The 10,047-nt window shown below is 28.6% G+C and carries 12 protein-coding genes; all 12 read right to left on the reverse strand.

The window, feature by feature from the left end; genetic code table 11:
- Positions 1-49 precede the first annotated feature (49 nt).
- The 12 genes from Q6H37_RS29395 to rpmH all read right to left on the reverse strand — a co-directional run bounded on the left by Q6H37_RS29395 (position 50) and on the right by rpmH (position 9,474).
- Entirely contained in the window at positions 50-550 is a 501-nt protein-coding gene (locus Q6H37_RS29395; RefSeq protein ID WP_318738604.1) for a DUF4446 family protein, read from the reverse strand.
- Positions 551-607: 57 nt separating this feature from the next.
- Positions 608-1,474, reverse strand: a complete 867-nt coding sequence (locus Q6H37_RS29400; protein ID WP_318738605.1) for a ParB/RepB/Spo0J family partition protein — start codon at positions 1,472-1,474, stop codon at positions 608-610.
- Between the two features lie 7 nt (positions 1,475-1,481).
- Complete coding sequence (locus tag Q6H37_RS29405) at positions 1,482-2,249, reverse strand: ParA family protein (protein WP_318738606.1); 768 nt, start codon at positions 2,247-2,249, stop codon at positions 1,482-1,484.
- 221 nt (positions 2,250-2,470) lie between these two features.
- Positions 2,471-3,247, reverse strand: a complete 777-nt coding sequence (gene noc / locus Q6H37_RS29410) for a nucleoid occlusion protein (protein WP_318738607.1) — start codon at positions 3,245-3,247, stop codon at positions 2,471-2,473.
- 100 nt (positions 3,248-3,347) lie between these two features.
- Entirely contained in the window at positions 3,348-4,067 is a 720-nt protein-coding gene (gene rsmG / locus Q6H37_RS29415; RefSeq protein ID WP_318738608.1) for a 16S rRNA (guanine(527)-N(7))-methyltransferase RsmG, read from the reverse strand.
- Between the two features lie 24 nt (positions 4,068-4,091).
- Positions 4,092-5,981: a tRNA uridine-5-carboxymethylaminomethyl(34) synthesis enzyme MnmG gene (mnmG, locus tag Q6H37_RS29420; protein ID WP_318738609.1), complete on the reverse strand. Its 1,890-nt coding sequence runs from the start codon at positions 5,979-5,981 to the stop codon at positions 4,092-4,094.
- A gap of 10 nt (positions 5,982-5,991) precedes the next feature.
- Positions 5,992-7,371 carry a tRNA uridine-5-carboxymethylaminomethyl(34) synthesis GTPase MnmE gene (mnmE, locus tag Q6H37_RS29425; protein ID WP_318738610.1) on the reverse strand — a complete coding sequence of 460 codons (1,380 nt, stop codon included), beginning with the start codon at positions 7,369-7,371 and terminating at the stop codon, positions 5,992-5,994.
- 49 nt (positions 7,372-7,420) lie between these two features.
- Positions 7,421-8,044, reverse strand: a complete 624-nt coding sequence (jag, locus tag Q6H37_RS29430; RefSeq protein ID WP_318738611.1) for an RNA-binding cell elongation regulator Jag/EloR — start codon at positions 8,042-8,044, stop codon at positions 7,421-7,423.
- A 14-nt stretch (positions 8,045-8,058) separates the two neighbouring features.
- A complete protein-coding gene (locus tag Q6H37_RS29435) occupies positions 8,059-8,724 on the reverse strand; it encodes a membrane protein insertase YidC (RefSeq protein ID WP_318738612.1) in 666 nt (221 codons plus the stop codon).
- A gap of 20 nt (positions 8,725-8,744) precedes the next feature.
- A complete protein-coding gene (gene yidD / locus Q6H37_RS29440) occupies positions 8,745-8,954 on the reverse strand; it encodes a membrane protein insertion efficiency factor YidD (RefSeq protein WP_007063338.1) in 210 nt (69 codons plus the stop codon).
- The gene (rnpA, locus tag Q6H37_RS29445; protein WP_318738613.1) at positions 8,954-9,286 is read right to left on the reverse strand and encodes a ribonuclease P protein component; all 333 of its coding nucleotides are present in this window, start codon (positions 9,284-9,286) and stop codon (positions 8,954-8,956) included. Before rnpA ends, yidD begins: the two co-directional genes overlap by 1 nt.
- Positions 9,287-9,339: 53 nt before the next feature.
- Positions 9,340-9,474, reverse strand: a complete 135-nt coding sequence (gene rpmH / locus Q6H37_RS29450) for a 50S ribosomal protein L34 (RefSeq protein ID WP_029161070.1) — start codon at positions 9,472-9,474, stop codon at positions 9,340-9,342.
- Between the last annotated feature and the right edge of the window lie 573 nt (positions 9,475-10,047).

A 10,047-nucleotide genomic window follows, 5' to 3' on the forward strand; every position in this document is an offset into this window, starting at 1 on the left:
CTCCTTTATAGGTTAATATTTCCCTTAAGGAGGTTTCTTATTCATTACTTTAAATTTTATTTAAACAATTTTGCAATACTTGTTTTTCTTCTTCTGATAAATCATATCTTGATATTCCTCTATCCACTGGTTTAGCATATGTAGTACTTTCGTTTCTGCCGTATATTCCAGTAATAATAACACCATCATTATTTTCATCTAATAATGATATTGAAAAGCTTAAATCACTTCCTACATCTTCAAATGCTCTATATCTTACTACAGATACTTTTTGAACACATCCTTTTACTCTTGAATCTAATGTTCTATATAGTTCTTTTATATCATCTGAATTTTTTTCTACCTTATCTATTTTATCTAGATAACCTGTTACTAATTCTTCTAAATTTTTATTATCTACACCTCTCATAAATTTCCTATATCTGCTTTCCATCCTACTTAATGATTTAAAAGCACAAATTACCATAATAAATAGTATTATTACTATTATAAAAAGTGCACTAATAATATAAATTTGAAAATTGTTTATTATTCCTATGATGTTTTGCATTTTGTTTCTCCTTCCGTAAATGTTTCACGTGAAACATTAGAGCTGAAAATTTATAGTTTAATTTGTAATTTTTAATATCTCAAGTATTCTTTGAAGATCTTCATTAGAATAATATTCGATTTCTATTTTACCTTTATTCTTCTTATCGCTTAATTGAACTTTAGTTCTAAATAAATCTTCTAATTTATTTTTTATGTCAACATAATATGGATTTAAATCATTTACTTGTTTTGTAGGTAATGATTTTTTGTTACTTACATTTTTAATGAGTTTTTCTGTTTGTCTTACACTTAAGCCTTCATCTATTATTTCTTGAGCCAATTCATATTGCACATCTTTATTTTCTAAACTCAACAAAGCTCTTGCATGTCCTTCTGATATAACGCCATCAATTAAATAATCCTTTACTCTATCATCAATATTTAACAATCTCAACAAATTTGTTACAGAAGTTCTTGACTTACCAATCCTATTACTTAATTCTTCTTGAGTTAATTTAAAATCTTCAATTAACCTTTTATAAGCTAACGCTTCTTCTATAGGATTTAAATCTTGCCTCTGTATGTTTTCTATTAAAGAAACTTCCAAAATCTCCTTATCAGATAAATCCATTATTATTGCAGGCACTTCTTTAATACCTGCAATTTTAGCTGCTCTCCACCTTCTTTCCCCTGCTATTATGCTATATGTATCTCCATCAGCTTTTAACACTATAGGTTGAATAATGCCATGTTCCTTTATTGACTCTGAAAGTTGGATAATTTTATGTTCATCAAAGTTTTTTCTTGGTTGATTTCCATTAGCTTTTATCAAATTTATATTTATTAAACTTACACTATCATTAGTTTTAGATTCATTTTCACTAATTGGTTGATCTGGTATCAACGCTCCAAGTCCTTTTCCTAATCCAAACTTTTTATTCAATACAACCTCACTCCTTTTGTCTCTTTAGGAATTCTTTAGTTAAATTTTCATATGCTTCTGCTCCTCTACATTTATCATCATAAAGCATTATTGGTAAACCAAAGCTTGGTGCTTCAGCCAATCTTATATTTCTTGGAATAGTTACATCATAAACCTTATCTTTAAAATATTTTCTCACTTCATTTACAACCTCATTTGACAGCTTAGTTCTACCATCATACATACTCATAATTACTCCTTCAACCTCAATATTTTTATTGAGAGACTTCTTTACAAGTTGTATAGTGTTTACAAGTTGTCCTACGCCTTCTAACGCATAAAATTCACATTGTATTGGAATAAGTACACTATTAGATAATGTAAGAGCATTAATAGTAAGTAATCCTAAAGATGGAGGACAGTCTATAAATATAAAGTCAAACTTTTCATTTAATTGTTTAATCTTCTCCTTTAAGATATTTTCTCTATTAGGCTTATCTATAAGTTCAACTTCTGCTCCTGCCAGTTCCATTGTAGATGGTATAATATAAAAATTATCCACTAACTCACACTTTTTCATGACTTCATCTAAACCTACATCAGAAGTTAAAACATCATATATAGATTCATTAATAGTTCTCTTATCAAATCCTAATCCACTAGTAGTATTACCTTGAGGATCAATATCTATGTTTAGTATTTTATAACCTTGCATAGCTAGATAAGCACTTAGATTTATAGCTGTAGTAGTTTTTCCGACTCCACCTTTTTGATTAAATATTGATATTATTTTCATGATCTCCACCAACCTTATAATAAAAGCATTAGTAAATTATTATTCGTGATATAAACGCCTTATTTTTAATTATATATTTTTAAATGAAACATTTAAAGTACTTTAACAAAAATTTCACTTTAAGTTTCACAAAAAAAATTGAGCTATTAAAATAGCTCAAGGAAAAATTAAGTAAAATTCAAATGATTATGGGATTTAACAAATGTTTCACGTGAAACATTTTATTTTTTAGGTATTTTTATAGTAATTTGTATTTCATCTTCTAAATCTTCGGATGAATACTTTGCATTAAGTCCATATCTATCAAATACTTGTTTAACAGTATTTATATATACTCTAGGTGAAAATATTCCTTTTATTTTTTTCTTACTATCTTTTCCTTTATTAGGTTCTAGTTTACTTAGTTGCTTTTCTACTAATATTTCTGTACTTTTAACATTTAATGACTTTTTTATTACTACATTTAAAACACTTTTTTGAAGTTTTTCTGTGGGTAATTTAAGCAATGCTCTAGCATGTCTTTCTGTCAAATTGTTTTCTAAAACAATATTTCTTATTTCAGGTGTTAACCTTAATAATCTAATTTTATTTGCAATAGTAGATTGTTTCTTCCCTATAGCTTCTGCTAATTTTTCTTGTGTATATGAATGATCTTTTATTAAATTATAATAAGCTTCTGCTTCCTCTAAAAAATTTAGGTTATCTCTTTGCAAATTTTCTAAAAGTGCAATAGCTGCAGATTCCCTGTCACTTATATCTACTATTATAACAGGAACTTTTTCTAATCCAGCTTTTTTGGCTGCTCTCAGTCTTCTTTCACCTGCTACTAATTCATATTTATCTTCACCTATTTTTCTAACTGATAAAGGCTGAATTATACCATATGTATTAATAGACTGTGCTAACTCTTCTAAACTTTCTTCATCAAAATGTTTTCTGGGTTGATATACATTAGGTGAAATAAAATCAACTGGTATATAATTAATATTTTCTTGCATATTTAACCATCCCTCTTGAGTTTTCCTATTATTAACATTTCTTTATTTTTTTATAAAATCCTTCTATTTTTTCTGATTTTTTTCCTACAAATTATTACAATTATTTTAAAGGTTTCTTGCTAGCCGTTCCCGCTTTTCTAGGATACGCCTTTGGTGTTTCTTTTACCTTTTTTATTATAACAAGATTATGATCTAAATCACTATCTTCAATATTTATTTTTATAACATCATCAATTTTTCCACCTAGAATGGATATTGCTCTTTTACCATCCTTAATTTCATCATCCACAGAAGGACCTTTCATAGCAACAAAATATCCTCCTACTTTAACATATGGAATACACAATTCACTTAACACCGCAAGATTTGCAACAGCTCTTGACACTGCAACATCAACTTGTTCTCTATACTTAGGTTGTCTGGAAAAATCTTCTGCTCTCCCATGAATAGTTTCTACATTATTTAAGTTAATTTTGCTTACTACTCCATTTAGAAAATTTATCCTTTTATTCAAAGAATCTAAAAGTATTAAATTTAATTCTTGTTTCATGATTTTTATAGGTATTCCTGGAAATCCAGCTCCAGTACCTATATCAATAACATTTTTAGCTTCCTTCAAAGGAGAAAATTTAAAAATTTTTATGCAATCTATAAAATGTTTCTTAAATATTTGTTCATCATCAACTATAGCAGTTAAATTAATTTTTTCATTCCAAGCTTTAATCATATCCTTATACTGACTAAACTTATTATAAGTATCTTCATTAAAAGGTAATGCTACATCATTACATGCCTGACTCATTATATCAAAATATTCCATAAGTTATTCTCCATTCTAAAACATTTAATTACTTTGATTTTTACTTCTATATTCCCTTTCAAGGTATATTAAAAGCACTGATATATCTGCAGGAGAAACACCTGAAATTCTTGAAGCTTGACCTATATTCATAGGTTTCACCTTGCTCAGTTTTTGTACAGCTTCTAATCTTAAACCATTTATATCATTGTAATCAATGTTATTTGGTATAGTCTTATTTTCAAATTTTTTAAATTGTACTACCTGTTCTAACTGTTTATTAATATATCCTTCATATTTTGAAATAGTATTAACTTCTTCTTTTATATCATCTGGTAATTCAATTCTATCCTTATCCAAAGGCTCTACTTTAAAGTAGTCAAGTTCAGGTCTTTTTATAAGCTCATATAAACTGATAGATTTTTTAAGTTCTGTAGAATTCAATGATGCTAAGAATTCAATAACCTCTTTTTTAGGATTAATTTGAACATTTTTCATTCTAGCTACTTCTTCTTCTATGGTTTTTTTCCTTTTTAAGAATTTATTATATCTTTCTTCGTTAACTAAACCTATATTATGACCTATCTCTGTTAATCTTAAATCTGCATTATCCTGTCTCAAAATCAATCTATATTCTGAACGTGATGTCATCATTCTATATGGTTCTTCTGTACCTTTAGTTACCAAATCATCTATAAGCACACCTATATATGCATCTGATCTTTTCAAAATTAAAGGTTCTTTTTCTTTAATTTTAAGAGAAGCATTTATTCCAGCAATAATTCCTTGTGCTGCAGCTTCCTCATATCCTGAACTTCCGTTTACCTGACCAGCCCCAAAAAGCCCTTTTATACTTTTGAATTCTAATGACAACTTAAGTTGCTGTGGATTTATACAATCATATTCTATTGCATAAGCTGTTCTTAAAATTTCCACATTTTCAAGTCCTTCTATTGTTTTGTACATAGCAAGCTGTACTTCCTCTGGCAATGAACTAGAAGCACCTCCTACATATAATTCTTCTGTATTCTCTCCTTCTGGTTCTATAAATATTTGATGTTTTTCCTTATCAGGAAATCGCATAACTTTATCTTCTATAGAAGGACAATATCTAGGTCCTACTGATTTTATAGTTCCATTATATAATGGTGATCTATGTATATTATCTCTTATAACCTTAAGTGTATCATCTGTAGTATATGTTAAATAACAAGATACTTGATCTCTATCAATGTTACCACTCATAAAGGAAAAAGGAACTATCTTTTCATCACCCTTTTGTTCTATCATTTTTGAAAGATCAACACTTCTTCTATTTACTCTTGCAGGTGTACCAGTTTTAAATCTTCTAAGTTCTATGCCCAAATCAATAAGTTTTTGTGATAATTCATTAGCAGGGAAAAGTCCGCTTGGTCCTCCGCTATAACTAACTTCTCCTATTATAATTTTTCCTCTTAAATAAGTTCCTGTGGTAAGTATAACAGCTTTTGTTTTAAAATAAGCTCCATTTTTAGTTAATACACCACAAACTTTATTATTTTCTACTTTTATGTCTACAACTTCTATTTGTCTTAAATAAAGATTTTCTTCCTTTTCTATAACATGTTTCATTCTCTCAGAGTATCTCTTTTTATCAGCTTGAGCTCTTAAAGAATGGACAGCAGGTCCCTTGGATGTATTAAGCATTCTTGATTGAATAAATGTGTGATCTATATTTACACCCATTTCTCCACCTAATGCATCTATTTCTCTTACCAAGTGCCCTTTAGCTGTACCTCCTACATTAGGATTACATGGCATAAATCCAACACTATCTAAATTCATAGTACACATTAAAGTTTTACAACCCATCCTAGCTGAAGCTAGACCTGCTTCACAACCTGCATGACCTGCTCCAATTACAACTACATCGTACTCTCCAGCAAAATATTCCATACAATTTTTCCTACTTTCCTAAACAAAATTCTGAAAATATTTTATTTATTATATCCTCTTCTAATGTATCTCCAGTTATTTCTCCTAAGTTCATCCAAGCATTTCTTATATCTATAGAAGCTAAATCTATAGCTGCCGTATTTTTTAATGCATCTAAAGCTTGAGCACAACTTTCTTTTGCTCTTATTAAAGCTTCTTTATGTCTTGTATTGGTTATAAGTATATCCTTTGATGTAACTTCACCTTTAAAAAATAATTCTCTTATACATTCTTTAAGTTTATCCAATCCCTCACCTGTTTTAGCAGAAGTTTCTACTATATAATTGGAATTAAGATTTTTTATATCCTCTTTATTTATTTTACCACCTAAATCACTTTTATTTAACAAAATTATATATTTTTTATCTTTTATATAATCTATAATTTCCTTGTCTTCATTATCTAATTCTCTACTTAAGTCTAGCATTAATATAATTAAATCAGCCTCGTTTATCTTTTCTTTAGACTTTTCAACTCCTATTTTCTCTACAAAATCATTTGTCTCTCTAATTCCTGCAGTATCTACAATCTTTACAGGAACACCATCTATATTTATATATTCTTCTATTACATCTCTTGTAGTCCCAGGTATTTCTGTAACTATAGCCCTCTTTTCTCTTAAAAGAGAATTTAAAAGTGAAGACTTTCCTACATTAGGCTTTCCTACAATAACAGTATTAAGACCTTCTCTAATTATTTTTCCTTCCTCTGCAGTTTTTAGTATGTTATTCACATCTTCAACTACATCTTTTAATTGCATTGTAACTTTATCAGCAGTTACCTCTTCTAAATCATCTTCCGGATAATCTACTGTAGCCTCTATATGAGCAACAATTCCTAAAAGCTTATTTCTTATTAAATTTATTTCTTCTGAAACTTTTCCTTTAGATTGAGCCACAGCTGATTTCATTGAAAGTTCAGTTTTAGCTCTAATTATATCTATAACAGCTTCTGCCTGGCTTAAATCAATTCTTCCATTCAAAAATGCCCTTTTTGTAAATTCACCTGGTTCTGCTATCCTAGCTCCATTTTTAACTACTTCTTCTAGTATTCTTTTGGTTGCTACTACACCACCATGACAATTTATTTCAACTGTATCCTCAGCAGTAAAACTTCTAGGTGCTTTCATATAACTTACCAAAACCTCATCTAAAGTATCACCAGTATCCTTTTCTATAATAAACCCATATCTAATAGTATAAGGTTTTATATCATCTAACTTTTTTTCATTTACTCCTCTAAACAAAGCACTTACTATCTTTAATGCTTTATCTCCAGAAACTCTTATGATGGATATCCCACCTTCTCCTAAAACAGTACTTATTGCTGCTATAGTATCAAATTCTTTCATTCCCTCACTCCTTATTAAAACTTACTATTATAAAGCAAAAAGAAAGCCATTAGGCTTTCTTTAAATCCACTACAACTCTTCTATGAGGCTCTTCCCCTTCACTATACGTATCTACTGAAACATCATCTTGAAGCGCAGAATGAATTATTCTTCTTTCGTAAGGATTCATTGGCTCCAATTTTACAGCCCTTCCAGTTTTTCTAACTTTATCTGCTATTCTTCTTGCAAGTCTTTTTAAAGTTTCTTCTCTTTTTAATCTATAATTTTCAGTATCTAAAATTACTCTCTTGTATTCACCGTCATGCCCTTTATTAACAACAAGGCTTATAAGATATTGTAATGAATCTAAAGTTTCACCTCTATACCCTATAAGTATACCCATATCTGGACCAGTTAAAGATACTTTTATTAAATTACCTTCTTCTTTTGTTCTTATTTCAGCTTTAACCTTCATACAGTTTAATACATCTCTTAAAAAAGCCTTAGCTTCATACATATAATCTCTCTTAACCGTTACTTTTATTTTTGCAGGTCTGAAACCTATATTAAAAAATCCTTTTTTTCCTGAGTCCAAAATCTCTACTTCAACTTTATCCTCTGTAACATTTAAATCATTTAAAGCAACTTTCAAAGCTTCTTCAACAGTTCTTCCTGTCATTTCTATAACCTTCATATACAGGTCACCCCCTAGGCTTTAATATTGCCTTTGTTTTTATCAACTTTCTTCATTACTAGTGTTTGTGCTATTTGAATTAAATTATTTATTACCCAATATAATACTAAAGCTGATTTTAAACGCCAGCTAATAAACACCATAAATATAGACATACCTACATTCATTGTAGTTGATTGTTTTGCTTGAGCACTATCTCCTGACATCATCATCAAGGATCCAGAAAAATATGTAGTCAAACCAGATAAAATAGGTAAAATAAATTTATTATCAGGTTGTGCTAAATCACTTATCCATAAGAAATGAACTCCACTGATACCATGCAAATTATTAAATACATAATAAAGTGCTATAAATATAGGCCATTGAACAAGCATTGGTAAACAGCCACTAAGTGGACTAGCTCCTTTTTCTTTATAAAGTTTCATCATTTCCTGCTGTGCTCTTTGCGGATCATTTTTGTATTTTTCCTGTATTTTTTTTGTTTCAGGTTGCAATTCACTCATAACTAACGAAGATTTAGTTTGTTTTATATTTAGAGGAAGCAATATAATTCTAATTATAAGTGTAACTAAAATAATCGCTATACCGTAAGAAATATTCTTATTAGGTATCACTCCTGCGACTCCATGATGTACTAATTCAAAGAATTGAACAAATGCATTATTTAAATATTGCAAAATATAAACCTCCCGACGATTTATTTAACTGGATCATATCCACCTTTATTAAAAGGGTTACACCTCAATATTCTTTTTATAGCCAAAAATCCACCTTTTAATACACCATACTTTTCTAAAGCATCTAAAGCATACTGTGAACATGTAGGATAAAACCTACAACAAGGCCTCTTTAAAGGAGATATATACTTTCTATATGATTTAATAAAAAAAATTAAAAATTCTTTCATTAATTATACAGTCCTGCCCTTTTTAAAAGATTTTTAATAGCATCACTTATTTCATTATAACTCTTTTCACTAGCAGCACTTCTTGCTATAAAAACTAAGTCATATCCTGTTACTAATTCACTATTATTCAATCTGTAGCTTTCCTTAATTAATCGTTTAACTCTATTTCTGGTAACGCTTTTGCCTACTTTTTTACTTACTGATATGCCTATTCTATTTACATTTTTTTTATTTTTATAAAAATACAATACTAATAAATGATTAGAAAAAGATTTTCCTCTTCTATATATAAACCTAAACTCTGAATTTTTTCTTACCTTTTGGTTTTTCATTTATCTTGCTCCTTTTTTTCTGCAATTGCAGAAAAAGGCCACAAAAGCGGCCCTTATGCTGTTAATCTTTTTCTACCTTTTAATCTTCTTCTCTTAAGAACGTTTCTTCCTGATGAAGTACTCATTCTTTTTCTGAAGCCATGCTCTTTTTTTCTTTGTTTCTTTTTTGGTTGATAAGTCATGAACATTCTAACTACACCCCCTTTTAAGTAAGTTATATGACCCTCTAAAACTCACTTTAAGCCTATGAGGATTACTTGCTTAAGTTAATATCAACTCATTACCATGTTTAAAGTTTCACTATTAAATTATATATTCATGAAGTTACAATGTCAACATAAATTCTATAAGTAAAAAAAGAAATAAAAACTAGCCTGTGACATTTTTTATTTCTTTTTTGTGGATAACTTCTTGAATAGGTTGTCAGGTTTTGATATTATTAATAGAGAGTTGTGTATAACTTATTTTTTTAACAAGTTATGCACAGCTGTGTATAAAATTGTGCATAACTTGTTTCTAATCATATGAAAAGTACTTCTACTTTTCATATTTTTGACTAACTACTTAATATTATTCACTGTTTATAATCTTAACATTTATTTTTTCACTCATGTTGATAACTTTTCAGCATGCAACAATATAAACAATTTTGTTAACATGTGAATATTTTTATAAACATTTGTCAAAAAACTATAATAGTGTTTATAATTATGTTCGTATATTGTTAATTTTATTTTTTATTTAAGACTGGAGGATACAAA

The sequence above is a fragment of the Clostridium sp. JS66 genome, from assembly GCF_033561535.1.
In the GTDB taxonomy this organism is placed as follows: Bacteria; Bacillota; Clostridia; order Clostridiales; family Clostridiaceae; genus Clostridium_AM; species Clostridium_AM carboxidivorans.

Bases quoted from the DNA above. Each gene is read 5' to 3' on its own strand.
- Q6H37_RS29395 (WP_318738604.1), bottom strand. From the start codon at position 550: ATGCAAAACATCATAGGAATAATAAACAATTTTCAAATTTATATTATT.
- Q6H37_RS29405 (WP_318738606.1), bottom strand. From the start codon at position 2,249: ATGAAAATAATATCAATATTTAATCAAAAAGGTGGAGTCGGAAAAACT.
- noc (WP_318738607.1), bottom strand. From the start codon at position 3,247: ATGCAAGAAAATATTAATTATATACCAGTTGATTTTATTTCACCTAAT.
- rsmG (WP_318738608.1), bottom strand. From the start codon at position 4,067: ATGGAATATTTTGATATAATGAGTCAGGCATGTAATGATGTAGCATTA.
- mnmG (WP_318738609.1), bottom strand. From the start codon at position 5,981: ATGGAATATTTTGCTGGAGAGTACGATGTAGTTGTAATTGGAGCAGGT.
- mnmE (WP_318738610.1), bottom strand. From the start codon at position 7,371: ATGAAAGAATTTGATACTATAGCAGCAATAAGTACTGTTTTAGGAGAA.
- jag (WP_318738611.1), bottom strand. From the start codon at position 8,044: ATGAAGGTTATAGAAATGACAGGAAGAACTGTTGAAGAAGCTTTGAAA.
- yidD (WP_007063338.1), bottom strand. From the start codon at position 8,954: ATGAAAGAATTTTTAATTTTTTTTATTAAATCATATAGAAAGTATATA.
- rnpA (WP_318738613.1), bottom strand. From the start codon at position 9,286: ATGAAAAACCAAAAGGTAAGAAAAAATTCAGAGTTTAGGTTTATATAT.
- rpmH (WP_029161070.1), bottom strand. From the start codon at position 9,474: ATGTTCATGACTTATCAACCAAAAAAGAAACAAAGAAAAAAAGAGCAT.